Source organism: Sphingomonas sp. R86521 (assembly GCF_042466235.1).
Taxonomy (GTDB): Bacteria; Pseudomonadota; Alphaproteobacteria; order Sphingomonadales; family Sphingomonadaceae; genus Sphingomonas.
The window spans coordinates 2,247,340-2,272,101 of sequence record NZ_JAXHBY010000001.1 but is presented as its reverse complement, the minus strand read 5'-3'; the positions used below and the strand labels follow the sequence as shown (position 1 = coordinate 2,272,101).

Sequence of the window (24,762 nt, the reverse complement as noted above, 5' to 3'; positions counted from 1 at the left end):
TCAAGCGGCGTCTGGCGCCAGGAACGCTGCAGCGTCGAGATCGACGTTCAACTCGCGTTCCCAAAGCCGCAACTGGCCGCAGGTTTCGATGAACGCCTTCGCGTCACCGTCGCCAAGCGCAATCACGCCCTCGTCCATGTCCTCGTCCTCGATGCCGGCCTTTTCGAGGAACGGCTTCGCCTCTGCGGTGTACCCGATGAACTTGAGGTGCGCGAAAGCGTCGTTGACGAAGTCCTTCGCAGTCTTGTCCTTCGACAGCAGCTTGGCGCCATCTGCGGACGCCACGACTGCGACCGCGTCATAGAGGATAGAGGGACCGCCATCGACCTTCTGGTCGGCCGGCAGCATCGTGCCGTCGTCCAGTTTAGCCCCGCCGACCTTCGGCGCGACGATCTCGTGGACGGCACCAGCGGCCTTTACCGCCGCTACCAGCGCGTTGACCGTCTTTGCGGATGCGCCGTCGGTCACCAGGATGCCGAGCTTGCGGCCTTCGAAGCTGCCCTTGGCGTTCTTGACGATGCTGAGCGCGTCGGAGGCTGGCAGGTCCTGACGGGTTTCCACGGCTGCCTTCGCGGCGGGCGGCATCTTCGCCAGGCCGAGCCCGGTAGCGACCGTCTTGGCGAGATCCTCGTCGATATTGCGCAGATGGCCAACCATCGTCTCGCGGATATCGACGCGGATCACCTTCGACAGCTCGAACGTCAGCGCATCGCCGATGTGCTTCTTCTCGACATCCGCCTGGCTGATGAAGAACTGCCGCGCCTGGCTGTAGTGATCGGCGAACGTCGCCGAGCGTACCTTGGCCGTGCGACCGGTCTCCTGCGCCGCAAAATGCTGGTAGCCGCGGGTCGGGCTCTCGCGCGGGCCGCCCCAGCTGTTGGGCTCATAGTTCACGCGACCCTTGGGGTTGCGCATCGCCATGTGGCCGTCCTGCTGATAATTGTGCACCGGCACCTTCGGCGCGTTGACCGGGATGTGGGTGAAGTTCGGGCCGCCCAGGCGCTTCAACTGCGTATCGAGATACGAGAAGTTGCGGCCCTGCAGCAGCGGATCGTTGGTGAAGCCGATACCCGGCACGACGTTCTGCGTGCAGAACGCGACCTGTTCGGTTTCCGCGAAGAAATTGTCGACGAGACGGTCGAGCTTGAAGCTGCCGATGATGCGGACCGGGATCTGCTCTTCAGGTATCAACTTGGTCGAATCCAGGACGTCGAATTCGAAGCTGTCGGCGAAGTCGTCGTCGAACAGCTGGACGCCCAAATCCCATTCGGGGAAGTCGCCCTGGTCGATCGCGTTCCACAGGTCGCGGCGATGGAAGTCGGGGTCGGCACCGTTGATCTTGACCGCTTCGTTCCACAATACCGACTGCAGTCCGAGCTTCGGTTTGAAGTGGAACTTGACGTAGGTGCCCTTGCCCTCGGCATTGATCAGCCGGAAGGTGTGGACGCCGAAGCCCTCGACGAAGCGGAAGCCGCGCGGGATGGTGCGATCGGACATGATCCACATGACCATGTGCATCGATTCCGGGGTCAGGCTGATGAAGTCCCAGAAATTGTCGTGCGCGGTCTGTGCCTGCGGGAAGCCGCGGTCGGGCTCCTGCTTGGCGGCATGGATCAGGTCGGGGAACTTGATCGCGTCCTGGATGAAGAACACCGGGATGTTGTTGCCGACGATGTCCCAATTGCCTTCCGGCGTGTAGAACTTTGCCGAGAACCCACGGACGTCACGCGCGAGATCCGCCGAGCCCTTGTTGCCGGCGACCGTGGAGAAGCGGACGAACATCGGGGTGTCGACGCCGACGTCGCTCAGGACCTTCGCAACGGTAATGTCGCCGAGGCTTTCCTTGAGCGTGAACGTGCCGTGCGCACCATAGCCGCGGGCGTGGACAACGCGCTCGGGAATGCGCTCGTGATCAAAGTGGAAGATCTTTTCGCGGAAATGGAAATCGTCGAGCAGATGCGGGCCGCGGTCGCCGACCTTCAGCGTGTTCTGGTCATCGGCGACGGGAATGCCCTGCTGCGTGGTCAGGACGTCACCGCCGTCACGTGCGGTCTGGTGAAGCTCGCCGCCATTGCCGACCTGCGTGTCATAGGTCGGCTCGGGCGCGGTTGCGGCCGGATTCGGATTGCTGTCTGTCATGGGGATTCCTGTGCACGTTCCAGCGTACAAAGCGCGGCGGCGGCGCATAGTTTCAAACCTTGATCGAGATCATCGCGATACCGTGATCGCAATCGCGACGGAGCAACCGCGGGCAGGGCGCGTTGGACAGCGATACATCGACAATCCAGAGGCACATTCGCATGCATATCGATCTGACCGGCCAGGTGGCGATCGTCACCGGCGCCAGTTCCGGCCTTGGCCGCGCCGCCGCGATCGCCTTCGCGAAGGCCGGCGCCCGCGTTGCGGTCAACTTCAACAGCAGCGAAGACAAGGCGCGCGAGGTCGTCGCCGAGATCGAACGCGACGGCGGCCGCGCGTTCATATGCGAGGCGGATACGTCGGACGAGGCCGCAGTGCTGCACCTGTTCGATGAGACCGTCGATCGGTACGGCGCGGTCGATATCGTGTTCGCCAATGCCGGGCTGCAAAAGGACGCGGCGTTCGCCGACATGACGCTGGCCGACTGGCAGAAGGTCATCGACGTCAACCTGACCGGCCAGTTCCTGATCGCGCGCGAGGCGGTGCGACGGTTTCGGAAGCAGGGCGATCGCGGGGTGTCGCGCGCGATCGGCAAGATCCTGTTCAACAGTTCGGTGCACGAGACGATTCCGTGGGCCGGCCATGCCAACTACGCAGCATCGAAGGGCGGCAGCGGGATGCTGATGCGGACGCTGGCGCAGGAGGTCGCCGCCGAGCGTATCCGGGTGAACTCGGTTGCTCCGGGCGCGATCGCCACCGAGATCAACGCCGATGTCGATCCGGCCAAGATGCTCGAACTGATCCCCTATGGCCGGGTCGGCGACGCGGAGGATGTCGCGCGCGCCGCGCTGTTCCTGGTGTCCGACGCGGCGGACTATATCGTCGGCGCCACGCTGGTGGTCGACGGCGCGATGAGCCTGTATCCCGAATTCCGCGACAATGGATAAGGCGAAGGGGATCGGCGATCACGGCGCGATCGGCAATCTTGAGACGATCGCGCTGATCGATACCGCGGGGACGGTCGACTATCTCTGCTGGCCTTGCCTCGATAGTCCCAGCGTCTTTGCCAGCCTTCTCGATACCGACAAGGGTGGGCATTTCTCGATCGAGCCCGACCTGCCGGACGCGCGCACGGTGCAGCTCTATCTGCCCGATACCAACATTCTGCTGACGCGCTGGATGTCGGCATCGGCGAACCTGGAACTGACCGACCTGATGCCGGTCGACGTGGATGGCGGCAATGTGTCGTCGCGGCTGATCCGGCGGGTGACCTGCAGCCGCGGGGCGGCGACGGTCCGCGTGCGGTGTGCGCCGCGGTTCGACTATGGGCGGCAGGGGTTTGCGGCATCGGTCGACGGGCAGCGCGGCCAGTTCGATCATGATGCCGGACTGGGGCTGACGGTACACGGCGACGTGGCGTTGGTCGCGGACGATTGCGACCTGACCGCGGAGTTTCGGATCGAAGCCGGCGACAGCGTGATCTTCGTGCTCGGCAACGTCGCCGATCCGGTCTGCGACCGCGACCAGATCGACGCGATCATCGAGGCGGACATCGCCTTCTGGTCCGACTGGAGCCGCCAGTCCAACTACCGCGGGCGCTGGCGCGAGACCGTGCACCGGTCTGCGCTGGTGCTGAAGCTGCTGACGTCGCGCAAGCATGGATCGATCGCCGCGGCGGCGACCTTCGGGTTGCCGGAAGCGCCGGGCGGGGTTCGCAACTGGGATTACCGCGCGACGTGGATCCGCGATTCCTCGTTCACGGTCTATGCGCTGATCCGGCTCGGCTTCAAGGATGAGGCGGTCGCGTTCCTGCACTGGGCGATGAACCGCGCGCAGGGGTGTTCGGCCGGGCACCTGGGCGTGATGTACGCGCTCGATGGGGGGCCGGTGCAGGACGAGCAGGACCTCGACCATCTTGCCGGGTTCGAGGGCGCGGTGCCGATCCGGATCGGCAACGGCGCCAATGCGCAGACCCAGCACGACATCTATGGCGCGCTGCTCGACGCGACTTATCTCGGCAACAAATACGGCGAGGCAATCTCGCACGACGCGTGGAGGGGGATCATCCGGGTCGTCGATCATGTCTGCGAGACGTGGCGGGAGCCGGATTCGGGAATTTGGGAAGTCCGCGGCGCGCCGAGGGAGTACCTGCATTCGCGGCTGATGAACTGGGTGGCGATCGACCGCGCCGTGCGGCTGGCGCAGAAACGATCGTTGCCGGCGCCGCTGGTGCGCTGGTCGGAGACGCGCACCGCGATCCACGACGATATCTGGAACAGCTTCTGGAACGAGGACCTCGGCCGGTTCGTGCGCAGCAAGGGCGAGACGGTGGTCGACGGCGCGATGCTGATGATGCCGCTGGTCCGGTTCGTCAGCCCGACCGATCCGAAATGGCTGGCGACGCTGGAGGCGATCGGCCGGGACCTGTCCGACGACGGTCAGGTCTATCGCTATCGCACCGATGACAGCCTGCCGGGACGCGAGGGCAGCTTCGTCGCGTGTTCGTTCTGGTACGTCGAGTGCCTGGCGCGGGCAGGGCGGATCGACGAGGCGCGGTTGAACTTCGAGAAGCTGCTCGCGCAGGGCAACCACCTCGCGCTGTTCGCCGAGGAAATGGCGCAGGACGGCCGGCACCTGGGGAATTTCCCGCAGGGGTTCAGCCACCTCGCGCTGATCAGCGCCGCGTTCTATCTGGATCGCGCGCTGAGCAGCGAGGGGCCGGCGGTCTGGGCGTGAGCCCGCTCAGACCGTGAACAGGTCCTTGTACTGACGCGGTTGCGAGCGGAGATACTGGTCCGGTGCCTTCGCATGCCCGCCGAGATGCGCTGCCGCATGCCACGGCCAGCGCGGATCGTAGAGGATGGTGCGGGCCAGCGCGATCATGTCGGCGTCGCCGGTGCCGACGATCGCTTCTGCCTGCTCATAGTCGGTAATCAGCCCGACTGCGACCACCGGGATCCCGACCGCCTGCTTGACCGCCCGCGCCAGCGGGACCTGATAGCTGGGACCGACCGGGATCTGCTGGCCGGCGTCTAGCCCTCCGCTGGAGACGTGGATCGCATCGCAGCCGCGGGCTTCCAGCGCCTTTGCGAAGGCGACGGTCTGGTCGATGTCCCAGCCACCCTCGACCCAGTCGGTGCCGGACACGCGCATCGTCACAGGGCGCTCTGCCGGGAACGCGGCCCGGACTGCGTCGAACACCTCCAGCGGGAAGCGCATGCGGTTTTCGAGGCTGCCGCCATAGTCGTCGTCGCGCCGGTTCGACAGCGGCGATAGGAATTCGTGGAGCAGATAACCGTGGGCGGCATGCAGCTGCACCGCGTCGATGCCGAGCCGTGCCGCGCGCTTCGTCGCGACGACGAACGCATCGCGGACCCGGTCCAGCCCGGCACGGTCGAGTGCTGTCGGCGCGTTCTCGTGCGGCTGGAACGCGATCGTCGACGGGCCCTCGGTCTGCCAGCCATTAGGTTCGCCGGACGCGATCTGTGCGCCACCCCGCCACGGCAGTTCGCAGGACGCCTTTCGCCCGGCGTGCGACAGCTGGATCGCGATCGGCATGTCGGACCAGCGACGGACGCTTTCCAGCGTGCTTGCCAGCGCGGATTCGGTGGCGTCGTCGTACAGGCCGACATCGCCGTAGGTGATCCGCCCCTCGGGCAACACCGCCGCCGCCTCGATCGTCAGCAGCGCGGCGCCCGACAACGCAAGGTGGCCAAGATGGATCTGGTGCCAGTCGGTCATGCAGCCATCGACCGCCGAATACTGGCACATCGGCGCGATCACGATGCGGTTGGCGAGCGCAAGACCGCCAACGCGGGTGCCGGAGAAGAGCACGGGGCCGCTCATCGGCGGGGTCCCCGGATGTCGGAAAGGTGCATGCGATCGTCCTTGTCGGTGGAATCTACCAGGGCCGCGGTGGCTGCCGGCGATCCGGGGCTGAACATTCGTGGGGTCGGAACATAGGGATGGTCGTACGGGTTTCCACCACGCTCCCCGCGGTCACCGGATCGACGGGGCATTTCCGTATCTGGTCTGTACCCCGGGGGTTCCACTTGCATCTTCTGCCCGACACGCTCGAAGCCGGTTCCGCCTATCCGCTCGGCGCCACGTTCGATGGCCTTGGCGTCAATTTCTCGGTCTATTCCGCCAATGCCGAGAAGATCGAGCTATGCGTGTTCGACGAGGGCGGCCGGCGCGAGCTGAAACGCTATGCGCTGCCCGAATGGACCGACGAGGTCTGGCACGGCTATTTGCCCGACGCGCAGCCCGGGCTCAGCTATGGCTACCGCGCTTATGGCCGTTATGCGCCCGAGGAAGGCCACCGGTTCAACCCGCACAAGCTGCTGCTCGATCCCTATGCCAAGCAGATGATCGGCGAGCTGCGCTGGACCGATGCGATGTATGGGTATCAGGTCAAGTCGGCGCGGGAGGACCTTAGCTTCGACCGTCGCGACAACGCCTTGCTGATGCCGAAGGCCGTCGTCACCGATAGCCATTTCGACTGGTCGCGCGACATTCGTCCGAACACGCCGTGGTCGGAAACCGTGATCTACGAGGCACACCCCAAGGGCCTGACCAAGCTGTTCGAGGAGGTCCAGCCGTCCGAGCGCGGCACTTTCGCGGCGCTCGGCAACCCGCGCGTGATCGATCACCTGAAGCGGCTCGGCGTCACCGCGCTCGAGCTGTTGCCGATCCACAGCTACATCCAGGACCGGTTCCTGCAGGAGAAGGGACTGCGGAATTACTGGGGTTACAACACGCTCAACTTCTTCACGCCCGAGCGCAGTTATTTCGCCAGCGACAGCCACGACGAGCTGCGCCGATCGATCCGGAGGCTGCATGCCGCGGGGATCGAGGTGATCCTGGACGTCGTCTACAACCACACCTGCGAAGGATCCGAGCAGGGGCCGACGCTGTCGTGGCGCGGGCTGGACAATGCGAGCTATTACCGGCTCGTCCAGGACCAGCCGCGGTTCTCGATCAACGATACCGGCACCGGCAACACGCTGAACCTGACCAAGGCGCGGGTGATCCAGATGGTCGCCGACTCGCTGCGGTACTGGGCGACGAGCTTCGGGATCGACGGCTTCCGCTTCGATCTCGGGCTGACGCTGGGACGGACGGACACCGGGTTCGATCCCAGTGCCGGGTTCTTCCAGGTGTTGCGACAGGATCCGGTGCTCGGGCGGCTCAAGCTGATCACCGAGCCGTGGGACATCGGGCCCGGCGGTTATCAGCTCGGCAATTTCCCGCCGAGCTTTGCCGAATGGAACGACAAGTACCGTGACACGGTGCGCAAATTCTGGCGCGGCGACCATGCGCAGCGCGCCGACCTTGCCGCGCGCCTGACCGGATCGGCCGACCTGTTCGACCGACGCGCGCGGCGGCCCTGGGCCAGCGTCAACCTGCTCGGCGCGCATGACGGTTACACCCTAGCGGACACCGTCGCGTACGAAGAGCGTCACAACGAGGCGAACGGCGAGGACAATCGCGACGGCCACAGCAACAACTGCTCGCGCAATTGGGGTGTCGAGGGGCCGACCGAAGACGCCGAGATCAATGCGACGCGTGCCCGCGTGATGCGGTCGATGCTGACCACGCTGTTCGCCTCGCTGGGTACGCCGATGCTGGTCGCAGGCGATGAGTTCGGGCGCACGCAGGGCGGCAACAACAACGCCTATTGCCAGGACAACGAGATCAGCTGGCTCGACTGGAACCAGGCGAAGTCGCCCGAGGGGGAGGCGCTGATTGATTTCACGGCGCGGCTGACGGCGTTGCGGCGCGAATACCCGATGCTGCGTGCGGGCAATTTCCTGTACGGCGACGAGACTCCCGAACAGGGTCTGCGCGACATCGAATGGTGGGACGAGCGCGGCGAGCAGCTGAGCCCGGAGGACTGGCACAACCCCAATGGCCGGGCGCTGGCGATGCGCCGCGCGACCGAACTGCCGGGGGGAGAGATCCAGATCGTGTCACTGCTGCTCAACGCATCGGAAGGGCCGTTGACCTTCCATATGCCACCGCCGACTGAGGTCGTCCGCACCGTACTGATCGATAGCGCGAAACCCGACCAGGCCTCGACCGAGATTGCCGAGACCTATGAGGTGGCGCCGCAGGGTGCGGTGCTGCTCACCTGGACGATCGGCGGCGCATGACCTGGGGTGCGCGATACGCCGACGGACGCACCGAGTTCCGGCTTTGGGCACCGGACCGCGATACCGTGATGCTCGAACTCGACGGCGACGATGCGATCGCGATGACGCGGGACGGCGAGGGGTGGTTCTCGGCGGAAGCGGATGTCGCCCCGGGTACGCGTTACCGTTTCCGGCTCGACGCCGACCTGGCCGTTCCGGACCCGGCGTCGCGCGCGCAGTCGGGCGGCGTGCACGGGTGGAGCGTAGTGGTCGACCCCGAGGCCTATCGCTGGCGCAGCGACGGATGGCGTGGTCGTCCCTGGGAGGAACTGGTGATCCAGGAACTGCATGTCGGCACGCTGGGCGGCTTTGCGAGTGTTGCCGATGCGCTGCCGGGACTGGCTGATCTCGGCATTACGGCGATCGAGCTGATGCCGGTCAACGCGTTCGGCGGCACGCGCAACTGGGGGTATGACGGCGTGCTGCCCTACGCGCCGGCCGAGAGTTACGGCACGCCCAAGGACCTGAAGGCGATGGTCGACCGCGCGCACGACCTCGGTCTCGCGGTGCTGTTGGACGTGGTCTACAATCACTTCGGGCCGGACGGGAATTATCTCGGTGCTTACGCCAGCGACTTCTTCGATGGCGAGGTCGATACCCCCTGGGGCGGCGCGGTCGCGGTCGAGCGCGAGCCGGTGCGGCGGTTCTTCGTCGACAACGCGCTGATGTGGCTGCGCGACTATCGCTTCGACGGGCTGCGGTTCGATGCGGTGCATGCGATCGCCGACGATGCGTTTCTCGACGCGATGGCGGCGGAAATCCGGGCTGCGATCACCGATCGTCCGGTTCATCTGGTGCTCGAGAACGAGGGCAACGATGCCGACCGGCTGGCGCCCGCGCATTACGATGCGCAGTGGAACGATGATTTCCACAACGTCCTGCATGTGCTGCTGACGGGCGAGACGAGCGCCTATTACGCCGACTTCGCCGATCGCCCCGCCGAACGGCTGGCGCGGTGTCTGGGCGAAGGGTTCATCTATCAGGGCGAGGGGTCCCCCAATCACGACGGCAAACCGCGCGGCAAGCCAAGCGCGCATCTGCCGCCGACCGCGTTCGTCGCGTTCCTGCAGAACCACGACCAGATCGGCAATCGTGCGCTGGGCGAGCGGCTGACGGTGATCGCCGATCTGCAGAAGCTGCGCGCCGCGACCGCGTTGCTGTTGCTTGGTCCGCAGATCCCGTTGTTGTTCATGGGCGATGAGACGGGCAGCCGGTCGCCGTTCCTGTTCTTCACCGATTTCCACGACGACCTTGCCGACGCGGTCCGCGAAGGGCGCCGCAAGGAGTTTGCGAAGTTCGCGGCGTTCGCCGACCCGGAAGCGCGTGAGGCGATCCCCGATCCCAACGCGCTTGCTACGTTCGAACGCTCGCGGGCCGAGGCGGGACCTGACGGCGACGAATGGCGCGCGCTGTACCGCGAACTGCTGGCGATCCGGCATCGTGAGATCGTGCCCCGGTTGCGTGGCGCGGTGGCGATCGGCGCCGACGCGATCGGATCAGGCGCTGTGGTGGCGCGGTGGCGGATGGGTGATGGCGCAGTCCTGACGATTGCGCTGAACCTGGGCGACGAAAATGTGACGTTCCCCGAGACCGACATCCTGTTCGCGAACGGCGATGCCGGCGCTCCGGGCAGCGTGCGCGTGGGGCTGGACCAATGACGTTGCGCGAACAGGCGGTGGCGGCCGGGTTGCAGCCCGAATGGACCGATGCGGGCGGGCGCGATCACATCGTGCCGGAGGAGGCGTTGCGTTCGATCCTGGATGCGCTGGGGGATGGCGACGATGGCGCGGGCGCGTTCGCGTCCGCCGACGTCGGCACGTCGTTTACGCTGCCCGCCGACTGGCGGGGTCGTGCCGAACTGGTGCTCGAGGGGGGCGATACCCGGTCGGTCGCGGTCGAGGATATCGCGCGGGCCGGGATCGATATCGCCGGATACCACCGACTTCGGCAGGACAGCCGCGAACTCCGTCTCGTCGTTGCACCGGCGCGCTGCTTCACGGTGGATGATGCAGCGCCGGGGGGACGGCTGTGGGGACCGGCGGTGCAGATCCCGTCTCTACGTGGCGCTACACCGCGCGCGTTCGGAGATTTCGGGACGCTGGCGGAGGCGGCGCGAGCGTTCGGCGGGTGCGGTGCCGATGCGCTTGCGATCAGCCCGACCCACGCGCTGTTCCCTGCCGATGCCAGCCGGTTCAGTCCGTATGCGCCGTCGAGCCGCCAGTTCCTGAACGTCCTGTTGGCCGATCCCGCGCTGGCGGGGATCCATGCGGTGCCGGACGAGGCGGAACTGATCGACTGGCGCGGCGCGCTGCCGGCTCGGCTCATCGCGCTGCGCACGTTGTACGACAGTCAGTCCGAGGCGTTTGCGCAGCCGCTCGCCGCGTTTCGGCAGGCCGGTGGCAATGCGCTCGAAGGCCATGCCCGGTTCGATGCGTTGCACGCCCACTTCATTGCGGTGGACGGCGCGCGGGGGTGGCAGGACTGGCCGGCCACGTTCCACGATCCGGACGGGACGGCGGTTCGGGCGTTCGTCGAGGCGCATCCGGCGGACGTCGCGTTCTACGCGTTCCTGCAGTGGCTCGCACGGGAGGGACTGGATGCTGCACAACGCAGCGCCAGGGACGCGGGTATGCGGATCGGCCTGATCGCCGATCTCGCGGTCGGGCTCGATCGTGGCGGCAGCCATGGCTGGAGCCGGCGTGGCGATCTGCTCGCGGGGCTATCGATCGGGGCGCCACCCGATCCGCTCGGGCCTGACGGGCAGAACTGGGGGATTTCGGGGTTCGATCCGCGTGCGTTGCGGCGCTCCGGGTTCGATCCGTTCGTCGCGACGATCCGATCGGCGCTGGCGTCGGCCGGCGGAATCCGCATCGACCATGCGTTCGGGCTGCGTCGGCTGTGGGTCGTCCCCGATGGCGCGTCGGCGGCGGAGGGCGCGTATCTCGACATGCCGTTTGCCGACATGATGCGGATCGTCGCGCTGGAATCGCAGCGTGCCAAGGCGATCGTCATCGGCGAGGACCTCGGTACGTTGCCCGAGGGGTTCCGCGAGGCGATGACCGAGCGCGCAATGATGGGCATGCGCGTGCTGTGGTTCGAGCGCGACGCCGACGGTTTCGTACCCGGCGATGGCTGGGACCGCGATGCGGTGGCGATGACCGGCACCCATGATTTGCCGACGGTCGCAGGGTGGTGGCAGGGTCGCGACATCGACTGGACCTGGGCGCTTGGCCGCCGGTCCGAAGCCGTCGACGAAGCCGCCGATCGCACGGCGCGGGTCGAGGATCGGCACCAGCTGTGGGCGGCGTTCGACACCTGGGACGCCGAACCTGCGCCCGACGATACCGCGCCAGTGGTCGATCTGGCGGTGACGCGGATGGCGGAGACGCCGTGCGCGCTGGCGATCCTGCCGATCGAGGATCTGGTCGGACTTGTCGAACAGCCCAATCTGCCCGGCACGATCGACGAACACCCCAATTGGCGTCGCCGCATGCCCGACACCTCCGACGCGCTGCTCGCGCGGCCGGACGTCGCGGCGCGGATCGACGCGATCAACACAGGCAGGACCGCATGACGCCCCGCGCGACCTATCGATTCCAGTTCCATGCCGGTTTCACCTTCGCCGATGCCGAGGCGCTGGTGCCCTATCTCGACGCGCTCGGGATCAGCCATGTCTATGCCTCGCCGATCACGACCGCGCGCGAGGGGTCGACGCATGGTTATGACGTCGTCGACCCGACCCGGATCAACCCCGAACTGGGTGGCGAGGATGCGTTCCAGCGGCTGGTCGCGGCGTTGCGGGCGCGCGACATGGGGGTGATCGTCGATATCGTGCCCAACCACATGGGCGTCGCGGGGGGCGGCAATGCGTGGTGGAACGACGTGCTGGCAAAGGGCGAGGGGAGCGCGTTCGCACGATTCTTTGACATCGACTGGCGCGAGCGACTGGTGCTGCCGATCCTCGGCGAACCGCTGGCGGCGGCGATCGAAGGCGGGGCGCTGGCGGTCGCGAAGGTCGATGGACGTCGTGTCGTCGTCGCGTACGGCGAGCATCGGCTGCCGATCCGCGACGAGGACCAGGCGGTTGCCGCCGAAGTCGACCTGCCGACGCTGCTCGGCCGCCAGCATTACCGGCTGGCGTCGTGGCGGGTCGCGAACGACGAGCTGAACTGGCGGCGGTTCTTTACGATCAACGATCTGGCCGGGCTGCGCGTCGAGGATCCGGCGGTATTCGAGGCGACGCATGCGTTGATCCTGCGGTTGTACGGCGAGGGGCTGATCGACGGCGTCCGGGTGGACCACGTCGACGGGCTGACCGATCCGGCGGGCTATTGCCGGGTGCTGCGCGCGCGGATGGATGCGATCAGGCCGGGCGGGTATCTGGTAATCGAGAAGATTCTCGCGGCGGGCGAGCCCCTGGCGGCCGATTGGGGCGTCGATGGTACGAGTGGGTATGATTTCATGGAAGAGGTCGCCGGGCTGCTCCACGCGCCGGAGGGGGCCGAGCCGCTGGGTGCGCTGTGGGCGGAGATCAGCGGGCGGCCGGCGGACTTCGCGCCGGAGGAGTTGCGTGCGCGGCAGGAGATGCTGGCGTGGCAGTTCGACGCGCAGCTGCGCGGTTGCGTCGCGGCGTTCGTGGCGCTGGCGAGGTCGAGCCCTGAACTCGACGTTATCACACACGCCATGATCCACCGCGCGGTCGAGCGGCTGCTATGGGTGTTTCCGGTGTACCGGACCTATGGCACCGGCGATTTTGCACCCGCCACCGACGCGGCGATCCGCGCGGAAGCGCGCGGTCGTGTGCAGCGGTTCGTGCCGCCGGGCGAGGGGATGGTGGTCGATCATATCCTCGGCTGGCTTGCCGGTGAGGGGCCGAGTGATGCGGCTGAGGCGGTGCGGCGGTTCCAGCAACTGTCGGCGCCGATCGCGGCCAAGGCGGTCGAGGATACCGCGTTCTATCGGTACGGCCGGCTGCTCTCGCGCAACGATGTCGGGTTCGACCCTGCGCATTTTTCGTCGAGCATCGGTCGGTTTCATGCGGCGATGACCGCGCGTGCAGCCGATTGGCCGCATGCGATGCTCGCCACCGCGACGCACGATCACAAGCGCGGCGAGGATGTTCGTGCGAGGCTGGCGGTGCTCAGCGAACTGCCCGAGTTGTGGCGCGACAGGGTCGCACGTTGGCAGGCGCTGGCCGCGCCGTTCGCGCGGGCGGTCGATGCCGGCGACGCGTACATGCTGTTCCAGACACTGTTCGGGGCGTGGCCGGACGAGGCGCGGCTTAGCGATTATGCCGACCGTATCGTCGGGTGGCAGGAAAAGGCGCTTCGCGAGGCCAAGCTGCGCTCGTCCTGGGAAGCGCCCGACGAAGCCTACGAGACGCGTTGCCACGACCTTGCGCGGGCGTTGCTGCGATCGCCGGCGTTCGTCGCCGACATGACGGACTTCGTGACGTTCGTCGCGGCGCCGGCGCGGGCGAACACGCTGGTGCAGACGGCGCTGCGCTACACCGTGCCGGGGGTGCCGGACCTGTACCAGGGCACAGAGCTAGCCGATCTTAGCCTGGTCGACCCCGATAATCGGCGGCCGGTGGACTATGCGGAGCGTAAAGCGCGGCTGGCGGATGGCGGTGACACGAAGCTTGCGCTGGTCGCGCGACTGCTGAAGCTGCGTCGGACGGATCCGATGCTGTTTGCGGAAGGGGCTTACGAGCCGATCGGCGTCACCGGCGCGCGGGCGGCGCATGTCCTTGCATTCCGTCGCACCGCCGGTGACCGCAGCCTGACCTGCATCGTCGCACTGCACTGTGCGGCGGTACTTGCCGGGCGCGAGGATGGCAGCTTTCCTGCCGACTGGTGGGGCGATACCGCGCTGGCGTCGGGCGAGCGGGTCGGCGAACGCCTGCAGGGTGTTCCGATATGGGTCGGATCGGATTGATATCGTCGATCGGGGGCGTCGGAACATCCAGAACCGTTTTCCCGGAACGTCAGAGACTTAGTCGCGTTAACCTTTTACGGATCCGATATCCGTCGGTACCGAGCCCCTCCGACGGACGGATCCCCAAAGGATCAACGTGACACAGCAATCGACCTACCCCGCCGTTCAGGCCGCCGTGCTGGTGGTGGAGGACGAGCCGCTGTTGCGGATGCTGGCGGTCGATATCGTCGAGGATGCCGGGTTCGTCGCGATCGAGGCGGCCGACGCCGACGCGGCGGTCCGCATCCTCGAAACGCGGTCGGACGTCGGGCTGGTATTCACCGACGTCGACATGCCCGGGTCGATGAAGGGCGACAGGCTTGCGGCGTGCGTCCGGTTGCGGTGGCCGCCGATACGTCTGATCGTTACGTCGGGGCATTGTCTCGGCGCCGACCTGACGCTGCCGTCCGACTGTGTCTTCCTGCCCAAACCCTATGCCGCATCGAACCTGATCGGCATGATGGAGCGGATGCTGCACTAGGTCGCGGCCGGGCTTACTTCATGGCGTATCGCAGACCAGCCCATAGCGTCCGCGGCGTAGCGCGTTCCACGATCCCGGCGCCGGTGACCCCGGCCTCTACGCGCGCGTCGAACAGGTTTTCGCCGCGCAGTTCTACGACTACGCCGCCCGCGATCGGCAGTGCGGCATAGGCGTCCAGCGTCGTCGCCGGGGCCAGCACGCGGATATTCTGGTCGTCCTCGAACTGCCGGGCGATATGGCGCAGGGTCGTCGATAGTGTGGCGCCGCGGTAATGGGCGTCGATCGTCCCCGATAACTGGTCGCGCGGGGTCTGCGCCGGGCGCAGGCCATCTAGCGCGGCAGCGATCCCGGTGCCGTCGACGGTCGAGTTGGTGTGCGACCACGACGCCTGCAGCCCGATCGGCCCCGGACGCCACGATGCGTCGAGTTCGAAGCCGTGTGCGCGGATCGCGTCGAGGTTCTGGCGGATGCGATAGGTGGTGACGCCGGGCAGCACCTGCGGCGGCGTGGCGGTGGTGACGTTGGCGATCGCATCCTGCAGCCGGTTGTAGAAATAGGTCGCGGCGATGGCGACCGACCGGGCGGGGGTGAGCGTGATGCCGCCCTCGACGCCTTCCAGCCGCTCGGGCGCCAGCGCCGCGTTGCCGAAGGTCGCATCGCTGCCGACGCGGAACGGACGGTAGAGCTCGTTGAGCGTCGGCAGCCGCCAGCCGCGATACGCCGCGGTCCGCAGCGTGACGCCGTCGACGACCTGCCAAGCGATCCCGCCGCGGCCGGTCGCCTCGCTGCCGTCACGGTCCGGATAGGCGAAATTGGTCAAGGGCGCGCCGAGGCCGGTCAGCGTCCGTTCGGTCAGATAGCCGCCCTCGATCCGCCACCAGTCGACGCGGCCGCCGAGGCTGAAGGTCCAGTCGCCCGCGACCAGGCTGCCATCGGCGAACAGTCCGGTGGTGCGGGTGCTGCCCCCCGCCTGGCGCCGCCGGGTCGGCAGCGCGCTGACATAGGTGAACAATTCCTGCGTCTTGCCACTGACGTCGCGGATGTCGGCGCCCAGCCGCAGCGTGATGGACTCGCCGAGCGGCGGCAGGATTTCGAAGCGTGCGCCAAGACCGGTCGCGGGGGTGTTGTACTGGTCGAGCGACTGGGTGACGGTGGTGCGCGCGGCGTTGACGCTGTTGAAGCTGCTCGCGAAGCTGCGCGTCTGCAGATAGGCGAGCGCGGAATAGCCCCAGCGACCGCGTCCGACGAGCCGGATGCTGGCGTCCGCGCCGGTGCTGGTGTTGGTCGTGAAGTCGACGCCGCGGTCGCGGGTGTCGGTGAAGGCGCTGGCGTTGACCTGCACTTCGGTTTTCGCCCCGACCCCGATCACGGTCCGGACTGCGCCCGATGCCTGCTCGTACGGCGCCGGCCGATCGACCGGTCCGCGGTTTTCGGCAACCGTCGGGGTGAAGCCGTCGCCGCGGGCATAGGCCCCCGAAAGCGTGGCGAATCCGTCACCGCGGACCAGCGCCGCGGTGCCCTGCGCGTCGACCGCATCCCGGCTGCCATAGGCGACGCTGCCCGACAGCGGCGTCAGTTGATCGGGCGTCGCGCTGTCGAGTTCGACCGTGCCGGCGAGCGCGCCCGGACCTTGATAGCCGCTGCCGCCGCCGCGGGTGACGCGGATCCGGCCGAGCCGACCGCTGGCATAGGCGGGGAACGCGACCCAGCCGCCGAACGGATCGGCCTGTGGCACGCCGTCGAGTATCAGCAGCGCGCGGCTTGAGGCGTTGCCGCCGATCCCGCGCTGGCTGATGCCCTGGCTGGTCGGGTTGGCCGAGCGCGAATCCGACCGGCGGAACTGTTGTAGCCCGGCGACGTCCGACAGGATGCTTTCGAGCCGGCTGCTGGCGTTCGCTTGTATGCGGTCCCGGTCGATCGTGACGATGTCGTAGGCGCGGTCACCCGGTGCTGCGTCGAGACCGCGGCCGGTGACGACGATTTCAGGGGCGGCATCCGCCGTTGTTTGGCCGGCGGCGATGCCGGACCAGGGGAACAGGAGGGCGGGCAGGAGCAGATAACGCGACATCGCGCCCCCTTGGCGGGTTTGGCGCGCGAGCGACAGCCTTTGTCCGTGCCTTCAGGGACTTTTGGGGTCGGCGGGCATCACCAGCCGGAGCACGGTGGGGTCGGGTATGTCGTGGCTGGGCAGGTCGCGGTGCGGCGGCAACGTCGGCCAGGCCAGCGCGATGCCGGACCCTGCGGCATCTTCCGCGGTATTCAGCGTCATACCGGGCGGAACCGCGATCGAGGGCGCCAGCCGCTCGGCGAGCGAACTGCCGGGCGTCTCGCTGATCCGCTTCAGCGTGGCCGCGTCGAGCAGGAAGTCGATCGGCTTGCCGTCGCGGACGACCGAGACGCGGATGCGATCGTTGCCGACGGGTACCGCGCCGGACACGAACAGCCGGCTGTCGAGCGACCCGCCGCCACGGAAATCCCAGCGGAAGCCGCGCCAGTCGCTGACCTGCGCGATCCGCCAGCGTTTCGCCTCGCGCCGCGCGACGTAGATCTGCGTGTTCCCGGCGGCATCGAACTTGTGGAAGGTGATCATCGTCGCGCTTGCGGGGTCGAATCCGATGACGGTGTTGTTGTTGATCATGCCCGCCTCGACCGGCACCGGATCGACGATTTCGGCGGTCTTCAGTGTGATCGGCAGCTTTAGTGGCGTGCCGTCCGAGCGCTGCCAGTGCACCAGGTCGCGGCTCTGTGCATAGGACAGGTCGTGGTTGGTCTCGGCCATCGGCGTCTCGCGCCAGACCCAGGCGATGTGGAACAGCTTGTCGGGGCCGAGCACGGGTCCGACGAAATACGCGTTGCGCTGTCCCTCGCCATCGGTCAGCGGCGTCGCGAGCAGATGCCGCCACGTCTGTTTGGCGGTGTCGTAGATATTGTAGATCTCGTTGCCGTTGCCGCTGCCGCCGTCGCGATACTTGAAGACGAGCTGTCCGTCCGCCCCGCGCAGAAAAATCGGATAGGTCATGCTGCGTTCCAGCTTCGCGTCCGCCATCACCGGTTCGCGGACCAGCGTGCGGACGTCGCCGGCGATCCGGCTGCGGTAATAGACCAGTGGGTCGCGGTGCATGTTGGCGGCGACGTGGAGCTGCCCGGCGTCGTCGATCGCCATCGCGATGTAGTTGTGGCTGTCCCACCCGACCCAGCTGTCGAGCTTTTGATAGACCCAGTCGTTACTCTGCCGCGGGCGGGAGGCGACGGTCAGCTGGCGGTTGGCGTCGTAATAGGCGACGAAGATCCGCGCCGCGGTCACGCTCAGCGCGAACCGCGAACTCTGACCGGCCCAGACCCGGTCGATCGCGCTGATCTCCGGCGCGGAGGCCGGGGCGGGCGGGATCGGGGCCTGCGCAAGGACCGGGGCGGCGAGTGCCAGCGATACCGCGATCGCCGTCCTGATACGCGTGTTCATCATCACTGGTCCTAGAACGAGCCGCGGAAGCTGAGCGTGAAGGTGCGGCCGTCGAAGTCCGCCTGGCGCGGGATATCCTGCACGACCTGATACTGGATACGCTTGGCGTTGAGCAGGTTGAACGCGTCGAGCGACAGCGAATAGCGCTCCGAGAATTTGAGCGACAGCGAGGAATCGATCTGCCCGCGTGGTGCGACGAAGCTTGCCCCGCCGGTGAAGCTGTTGCCGCCGACCAGCGAATATTTGTCACGCCAGGTGTAGATCACGCGCAGACCGATCAACGGGCTTTCGTAGTATCCGATCAGGTTGATGTTGTTCTTCGAAACGCCGGGCAACACCGACTTGGTGCCGTCGGCGTTGGTGCCCGAAATCTTGGTGTAGGAATAGTTGACCTGTCCGCCGAGATTACGGAGCAGACCGGGGAGGAAGTCGAGGTTCTGCTGCGCGGTGACTTCCAGACCCGTGACGGTGATCGGGTTGGGTTGGTTGAAGCTGCCGCTCGCGGTGACGATCGCGGGCTGGCCGTTGACGAGCAGGTTGCTGTAGCAGGTGGTGCCGACCGTGGTCAGCTGGCCCAGCCCGAACGCGCTCGCATCCGCAGGGCACAGCCGCGACAGCCGCGTCTCGGGCGAGATCAGGTTGCGGATCACCTTGCGGTATCCCGCGATCGCGAACAGCCCGCCGGGGCGGTTATACCATTCGAGCGACAGGTCCTGCGACTTGGCGGAATAAGGTTTCAGGTCGGATCCGCCATATTGGATCGCATAGCCGGTCGAATTGGTGCTGACCGTGGTCGACGGCGTCAGGTTGCGCGGTTGCGGCCGGACGAAGGCTTCGTAATAGGCGCCGCGTAGCACGAGCTTTTCGCTCAACTCGGCGGTCAGATAGGCGGACGGCAGCCAGTTGCTGTATTTCTGGCGAAACTGCTGCGGCACGTAGACGATGCTGCCGCCTGGCCCGACCTGCTTCGACTGCGCGTTGATCAGCTGGTCGGTATGTTCGTAATGCACGCCCGCATAGCCGCTGAACGCGACGCTGCCGATGTGGAAGTCTAGATTGGCCTGGCCGTAACCGGCTGCGATCTTGTTGCGCGCGGAGAAATTATAAAGCGCATAGGCGGCGTTGGTCGGATCGTTGATCCAGCCCGTCGGGGTGACGACGTCGCCGGGCGCGGCGGTGACTGGCTGCAGTCGCGACAGGATATGGCCGTAATCTAGCACTGGCCAGCCCGACAGCGCGCCCGATACGTCGCCGCCGAAGAAGTCGTCCGCGTATGGGGTGCCGCCCAGGAAGCCAGCATCGATGTTCTGCGTCTGCACGCCCTTCGCGCTCGTTCGGTAGCCGCGCGACGTATAGGTCAGATGCTCGTAGCGGCCGCCGATCAGGATCGACTTGAGCAGCGGGATGCCGATGTCGCGCTCGATCTCGCCCTGCGCGGCCTTGAAGCGGTTGAGGCCATAGCCCGAGCTGCCGGCGACGATCAGCTGGTCCCCATTCGCGGCGATCTGGGTCGGCTGGTTGCCCGCGCTCCACGTATAGGGTCCGGCCGGGATCACGACCGCGGGAGTGCGGTTCAGCGAGAGCTGATAGTCGTCGATCGATGCGCCACCCGAATTGAACGCGCCGCTGGTGCCGTTGCCGCCTGCGCGCGGCAGGTTGCGCAGATCGATCTGGGTCTGGACCGAATTGTTCTCGCCGCGCGAATTGGTCAGCGTGCCCGACATGCGCCAGCCGTCGTTCTTCCATTCGGCGGTGGCGATGCCGTCCCACATTTTCTCGAGCAGCGGCTCGGCGCGGACGGAGTCGTTGATCTGGACGTTCGAATAGGTGAGACCGTTGACGTACGCGTTGCCGTCACCCTGGATCACCGGTGCACCGGTCGGGCTGATGACCGCGAGGTTCGACCGCATGTCGACCTCGAACAGGTCGGTGCGATTGTTCTTGAGGCTGCGCTTGGTGTAGAAGCCGGTTACGCCCACGCGCAACGTCTCGGTCGGGCTCCATTCCGCGCCGCCCGCGGCGGTGAACAGGTCACCTTCGTTGAACTTGACCGACTGGCGCTGGTCGGATGCGAACAACACGCCGGTGGTTCCCTTCGCGCCGGTGCCGGTTGCGGCGCAGACCTTGCCCGACGGGCAGGTGCCGGTGGCGCTGAACGGCGAATAATAATCGGCATATTGCCCGAAATTGGGCGTCGTCGTCGGCGACAGCGGCGAATAGGCGTTGAAGAAGATGGTGTCCCGGCGGAACCGCTCCTTCTTGTAGGCGACGACGCCGAACACCGCGAGGTTGGGGGTGATGTGCGCGTTGTAGCCCGCGGTGATCGCCGGGCTGCTGAGCTTGCCGAGGGTGTTGTATTCGTCCGCGATCTTGAAGAAGCCGCCGTCCTTGCGACCGAGCGCAGGGGCGATCTGGAGATCGATGATGCCGGACAGGCCGCCGGCCTGGTCGCTCGGCGCGATCGTCTTCTTGACCGCGATCGCGGTGAAGACGTCGGCGTTGAAGGCTCCGAGCGGGGTCGAGCCGTCGAGGATCGGGTCTGCGAACGCCTGGCCGTTGATGGTGTAGCGGGCATAGGTACCCGGCAGGCCCCGCAGATTGACGGTCGCGTCGCGCGATCCGGCTTCGCGGTTGATCTGCACGCCGGGGACGCGCTGCAGCGCTTCGCCGACGTTGAGGTCGGGGAAGCGGCCGAGACCGTCCGACGAGATGCTGTCCGAGATGCCCTGGTCGGTGCGCTTCATGCGCAACGCGTCGATATAGGATTTGCGGAACCCGGTGACGATGACGTCGTCGGTTCCCGGCTCGTCGGCGACCTGCGGCTCGGCGGGAGTAACCGGTGTCATGGCGCTATCGGCGGCGGGCGCGGTTTGTGCGAGCGCTGGCGACAGGCTCAGCACCGAAGCGCCGGTCATGAATACGGCCTGCAACTTTAGCTTCACGGAACATCCCCTCTAGATGAAGCACGTGCGGCCAACTTGCGTGGACGTCTCATGCTGTGACGGGACATATCACGATTTGGGAAGTGTACAATGTATCATACAAGCGCGCACGATTATTATTCTGCGGGGCTGCGGACTAGTCGATTAAGTCGCCCGAATATAACGAGTTGCCGAACTCTGTCGTGCGGCTGGACGGAAAACGTCTGCGGACGCACCCTGATTGGGAGGCCAAACCCCTGGTTTTCGCCACGCGGAATGTCGGAGACGCTGGTGCCGGCTACAGGAGTCGAACCCGTGACCCCCTGATTACAAATCAGGTGCTCTACCAACTGAGCTAAGCCGGCGTCGCCCGAGCCATAGGGTGAGGCGAAAAGTCCGTCAATCGAGCAGCGACGCGGCCGCCCATCGTCGCGAACCCGCCCCCGCGTCGCTCGTCCTATCGGACGAAGCGATCGCGGTGGCGGGGCAGGGGGGCGACGTTCTAGAACCGTGCCCGGACACCGGCGCGGTAGAAGCGACCCAGCGTGTCGTAGAGCGCAGGGTTGACGTCGAGGCCGGTGTTGGTCTGCGGGGCGGGCTCGGGGTCGTGGTCGAACACGTTGTCGACCTTGAAGAACAGGCTGACCTGCTTGGTCACGTTCACCGAACCGCCGAGGTCGAAGTAGAACGCGCCCTTCATCTTGTTATAGTCGATTGTCGGGTTGTTGGCGGTCGAGGCCGGGCACCCGGTGGTGCAGACGACATACTGGTTGCCGAACACTCCGTCCGAGAACCAGCGCTCCTGCAGGTTGATGCTGAAGACGTCGTTGTCGTAGCTTTGCGTCGCCAGCCATTTCCAGTTGGGGGTGGCGCCGTTGTTGGCACCGGCCTGGTCGACGACGCTCACGCCCGCGATGCCGGCGTCGACGAGGAATTCCTTCACATGCGTGCCGAGCGCGCGGAGCGTGAAGTTGCCGGGGATGCCGAGTGGCTGCTTCCACTGATAGCTCGCTTCGATGTCGAACCCGCTGGTCTTCCACGAGGCGAGGTTGAACGGCTGGACGTTGATGAAGTTGCCGCCCTGGACCGGGCTGTTGAGCACGAAGCCGCCGCAGAACGCCTGGTTGCCCTCGAAGCAGAACCGGACGATCTGGTCGGGCGACAGCGTCGAGACGACCCCGTCCAGCTTGATCTTGTAGTAGTCGAACGACAGCCCGAGGCCCGGCGCCCATGACGGGTGCGACAGGACGATCCCGAGTTCGGTATTGCGCGCGATTTCGGGTTTCAGGTTGGGGTTGCCGACGGTGTTCTGGAACGCCTGCACGCCGCCGCCCGGCGGGAACGGATTGGTGAAGTTCGGCAACGTGGTGACGGTCGGTGCGGCGAACAGTTCGGACAGGTTCGGCGCACGGACGTCGCGCGACGTGACGGCGCGCAGGCGGATGCCGTCCAGCGGCGTGTCCCAGGTACCGCCGACCTTCCACGCCCAGATCGTGCCCGATGTGCTGTAATGCGTCACGCGGCCCGCGCCGTTGAGGTTGGCGCGACCTATGCCCTTGCCGTCGAACAGCGGTACGTTGAGTTCGAGAAAGCCCTCGTACACGTCGTACTTGCCGCGGCCGTTCTTGTAGTTGCCTGCCGCCCAGTTGCTGCCCAGCGTGGAATTGAGAAGCGGATCGGCTGGATAGGCGGTGCTGTTGGGGCTGACGGTGGTGACACCGGCGCCATACGGATCGCCGTGGACGCGGTAGAATTCGCGGCGATACTCGCCGCCGAATGCGACCGCGAGCGGGCCGGCCCAAAGTTTGAGCGGTTCGCCGGAAAAGTTGAGGCTGGCGACGTCCTGCGTCAGCTTGGTGCGCTGAAGCGGGCCGTTCGCCGGTGTGACATAGGCCAGCGCGGCCGACGAGGGTTGCGCGCCGCCGAAGACGTTGATCGGCTGGCACCCGGTCGCGCGCGCGGCCGCATCGGCGCAGACGATCGCGCCGTTGAGTGTGATCGCGTTGGTCGCTGCGACATAGCGGGGTTGCAGCACGGTGCTGTCGACGTCGATCGCCGCCAGGGTGATGCCATGTTCGTAATAGGCATCGTAGGACCAGGGCGTGCTGCCGATGTCGAACTTGCCCTTCAGCCCGCCGACGAAGCGGTATTGGCGGCGGTCGGTCTGGACCAGCGGGTCGGGGAAGTTGCCGTTGCTGGTGCCGAAGTTGAACTGCGTGATGCCCGCGGTAGCGCACCGGTCGCGCACCAACTGCGGCAGATAGGGGTTGGCGCACTGTACGGTCAGGTTCGGGCGGTTGTAGCCAGGGCTCGGCTGGTTGCTGGTCTTCACCTGCGCGAGGTTGACCGTGACATAGGCTTCGTTGTTGTCGGCGAAATCGAAGCCGATCCGCCCGAAGCCGTTGAGGCGTTCGAGCGAGGATTTGAGCGATGCGCCCGATCCGGGTGCGCCCGACAGGTCGCCACCGACGCAGAAGCTGTTGGCGGGGAAGCAGTTGGTGACGCCGCCGGTGCCGGTCGGGCGGCCGTTCGAGCCATAGTTGAAATTGTACGGCGCGCCGTTCTGGTCGAACGCGATGCCCTGCAGCGGGCCGTTGTTGATCAGGCCGTAGCGTGCATACTGGTAGGGCTGGGCATAATCGCGGTAGTTGAACTGCGGCAGGCCGTTGTTGGTCTGGCCGGTGTTGACCAGCGTGGTGGCGCGGTACCAGTTGCGACCCTTGGCGAGATCGGTGCCGAAATCGCCTGGGCCGACGCCGTCTTCGTCGTCATATTCGCCGCTGACGATCAGGTGCAGGCGGTCGCCGAACAGTGCGGTGCCGAACGCAGCCTGGACCAGCGCCTGCTTGTCGTCGCCGTAATTGGTGATGCCGCCCTGGACGTTCGCCTTGAACCCGGTGAAGCGGGTGTCGGTGATGAAGTTGACCACGCCGCCGACCGCGTCCGAGCCGTAGGATGCCGATGCGCCGCCGGTGACGACGTCGACGCGCTTGACCAGCAGCTGCGGGAACATGCTGATGTCGGGCACGCCGGTGACGTTGGCGCCGACGACGCGCTGGCCGTCGAGCAGGGTCAGGGTGCGGATCGGGCCGAGGCCGCGGAGCGAGAACGAGCTCAGGCCCTGCGTTCCGCTGGAGGTGCTGAACGTGCCGGTCGAGGTTCCGGTCGAGCCCTGCAGCGAGGGCAATTGCGCGATCGCGGTGAAGATGTTGGGCTGTGCGTTCTTGAGGATCTGGTCCTCGCCGATCACGGTCGTCGGGGTCGGGGCGTTGTAGCCGCTCGACGTGATGCGCGTACCGGTGACGACGACGTCCGCCGCCGACGCCGTGCGGTCGGTTTCGGCGGTCGGCGACTGGATCAGCTGGTCGGGCGCCGCGGGGTCGGCCGACCGGGTGGCGGCGGGGACGTCGGGAGCGGGCGTGATCTGGGCCAACGCAGATGTACCGGCGAGCGCGGTCGCCAGGACGGCGAGGCTCGTCGCACTGCCGCGAATACCGTTGGCGAACCGTCGATTGCGCATACCCATCGTCACATCCCCTTCTTGCGCGCGGGGTGCCGTTTATGGGCTTGGCCGCGCGTTCCTGATGGGTG

The 24,762-nt window shown here is 66.6% G+C and carries 13 protein-coding genes and 1 tRNA gene; 7 read left to right on the top strand and 7 right to left on the bottom strand.

The genetic code is table 11. The annotated features are described in order from the left end of the window. Positions 1-2,139 (bottom strand): catalase, encoded by a 2,139-nt coding sequence (locus SJY20_RS10480; RefSeq protein ID WP_380786803.1) that lies wholly within the window; start codon positions 2,137-2,139, stop codon positions 1-3. Between the two features lie 161 nt (positions 2,140-2,300). Here SJY20_RS10480 and SJY20_RS10475 point away from each other — a divergent pair, with 161 nt between their 5' ends. Next, positions 2,301-3,086: an SDR family oxidoreductase gene (locus SJY20_RS10475; RefSeq protein ID WP_380786802.1), complete on the top strand. Its 786-nt coding sequence runs from the start codon at positions 2,301-2,303 to the stop codon at positions 3,084-3,086. Further along, entirely contained in the window at positions 3,079-4,875 is a 1,797-nt protein-coding gene (locus SJY20_RS10470) for a glycoside hydrolase family 15 protein (RefSeq protein ID WP_380786800.1), read from the top strand. Before SJY20_RS10475 ends, SJY20_RS10470 begins: the two co-directional genes overlap by 8 nt. Positions 4,876-4,881: 6 nt before the next feature. Here the strand turns inward: SJY20_RS10470 and SJY20_RS10465 are convergent, their stop codons facing one another. Further along, positions 4,882-5,985, bottom strand: coding sequence for an NADH:flavin oxidoreductase/NADH oxidase (locus tag SJY20_RS10465; RefSeq protein WP_380786798.1), 1,104 nt, complete (start codon positions 5,983-5,985; stop codon positions 4,882-4,884). Between the two features lie 206 nt (positions 5,986-6,191). On the opposite strand from SJY20_RS10465, the gene glgX reads away from it, so the two are divergent. From glgX to SJY20_RS10440, 5 genes are all read left to right on the top strand, one after another. Further along, complete coding sequence (gene glgX, locus SJY20_RS10460) at positions 6,192-8,294, top strand: glycogen debranching protein GlgX (protein WP_380786796.1); 2,103 nt, start codon at positions 6,192-6,194, stop codon at positions 8,292-8,294. Further along, positions 8,291-9,991 (top strand): malto-oligosyltrehalose trehalohydrolase, encoded by a 1,701-nt coding sequence (gene treZ / locus SJY20_RS10455; RefSeq protein ID WP_380786795.1) that lies wholly within the window; start codon positions 8,291-8,293, stop codon positions 9,989-9,991. Before glgX ends, treZ begins: the two co-directional genes overlap by 4 nt. Next, entirely contained in the window at positions 9,988-11,907 is a 1,920-nt protein-coding gene (gene malQ, locus SJY20_RS10450; RefSeq protein ID WP_380786794.1) for a 4-alpha-glucanotransferase, read from the top strand. The genes treZ and malQ overlap by 4 nt, the downstream gene beginning before the upstream one ends. Next, positions 11,904-14,270 carry a malto-oligosyltrehalose synthase gene (gene treY / locus SJY20_RS10445; protein WP_380786793.1) on the top strand — a complete coding sequence of 789 codons (2,367 nt, stop codon included), beginning with the start codon at positions 11,904-11,906 and terminating at the stop codon, positions 14,268-14,270. Before malQ ends, treY begins: the two co-directional genes overlap by 4 nt. Positions 14,271-14,406: 136 nt before the next feature. Next, entirely contained in the window at positions 14,407-14,790 is a 384-nt protein-coding gene (locus SJY20_RS10440) for a response regulator (protein WP_380786792.1), read from the top strand. A gap of 13 nt (positions 14,791-14,803) precedes the next feature. Here SJY20_RS10440 and SJY20_RS10435 read toward each other — a convergent pair whose 3' ends face one another. From SJY20_RS10435 to SJY20_RS10415, 5 genes are all read right to left on the bottom strand, one after another. After that, positions 14,804-16,858 carry a TonB-dependent receptor gene (locus SJY20_RS10435; protein ID WP_380786791.1) on the bottom strand — a complete coding sequence of 685 codons (2,055 nt, stop codon included), beginning with the start codon at positions 16,856-16,858 and terminating at the stop codon, positions 14,804-14,806. 51 nt (positions 16,859-16,909) lie between these two features. After that, a complete protein-coding gene (locus tag SJY20_RS10430; protein WP_380786789.1) occupies positions 16,910-18,250 on the bottom strand; it encodes a BNR repeat-containing protein in 1,341 nt (446 codons plus the stop codon). A gap of 11 nt (positions 18,251-18,261) precedes the next feature. Next, the gene (locus SJY20_RS10425) at positions 18,262-21,165 is read right to left on the bottom strand and encodes a TonB-dependent receptor (protein WP_380786787.1); all 2,904 of its coding nucleotides are present in this window, start codon (positions 21,163-21,165) and stop codon (positions 18,262-18,264) included. 295 nt (positions 21,166-21,460) lie between these two features. After that, positions 21,461-21,536: transfer RNA gene (locus tag SJY20_RS10420), tRNA-Thr, on the bottom strand. 137 nt (positions 21,537-21,673) lie between these two features. Continuing rightward, positions 21,674-24,691, bottom strand: coding sequence for a TonB-dependent receptor plug domain-containing protein (locus SJY20_RS10415; protein WP_380788654.1), 3,018 nt, complete (start codon positions 24,689-24,691; stop codon positions 21,674-21,676). Between the last annotated feature and the right edge of the window lie 71 nt (positions 24,692-24,762).

What these genes read in the sequence shown, in the direction of transcription:
- SJY20_RS10480 (WP_380786803.1), bottom strand. Translation starts at nt 2,139, where the DNA reads ATGACAGACAGCAATCCGAATCCGGCCGCAACCGCGCCCGAGCCGACC.
- SJY20_RS10475 (WP_380786802.1), top strand. Translation starts at nt 2,301, where the DNA reads ATGCATATCGATCTGACCGGCCAGGTGGCGATCGTCACCGGCGCCAGT.
- SJY20_RS10470 (WP_380786800.1), top strand. Translation starts at nt 3,079, where the DNA reads ATGGATAAGGCGAAGGGGATCGGCGATCACGGCGCGATCGGCAATCTT.
- SJY20_RS10465 (WP_380786798.1), bottom strand. Translation starts at nt 5,985, where the DNA reads ATGAGCGGCCCCGTGCTCTTCTCCGGCACCCGCGTTGGCGGTCTTGCG.
- treZ (WP_380786795.1), top strand. Translation starts at nt 8,291, where the DNA reads ATGACCTGGGGTGCGCGATACGCCGACGGACGCACCGAGTTCCGGCTT.
- malQ (WP_380786794.1), top strand. Translation starts at nt 9,988, where the DNA reads ATGACGTTGCGCGAACAGGCGGTGGCGGCCGGGTTGCAGCCCGAATGG.
- treY (WP_380786793.1), top strand. Translation starts at nt 11,904, where the DNA reads ATGACGCCCCGCGCGACCTATCGATTCCAGTTCCATGCCGGTTTCACC.
- SJY20_RS10435 (WP_380786791.1), bottom strand. Translation starts at nt 16,858, where the DNA reads ATGTCGCGTTATCTGCTCCTGCCCGCCCTCCTGTTCCCCTGGTCCGGC.
- SJY20_RS10430 (WP_380786789.1), bottom strand. Translation starts at nt 18,250, where the DNA reads ATGAACACGCGTATCAGGACGGCGATCGCGGTATCGCTGGCACTCGCC.
- SJY20_RS10425 (WP_380786787.1), bottom strand. Translation starts at nt 21,165, where the DNA reads ATGACCGGCGCTTCGGTGCTGAGCCTGTCGCCAGCGCTCGCACAAACC.
- SJY20_RS10415 (WP_380788654.1), bottom strand. Translation starts at nt 24,691, where the DNA reads ATGCGCAATCGACGGTTCGCCAACGGTATTCGCGGCAGTGCGACGAGC.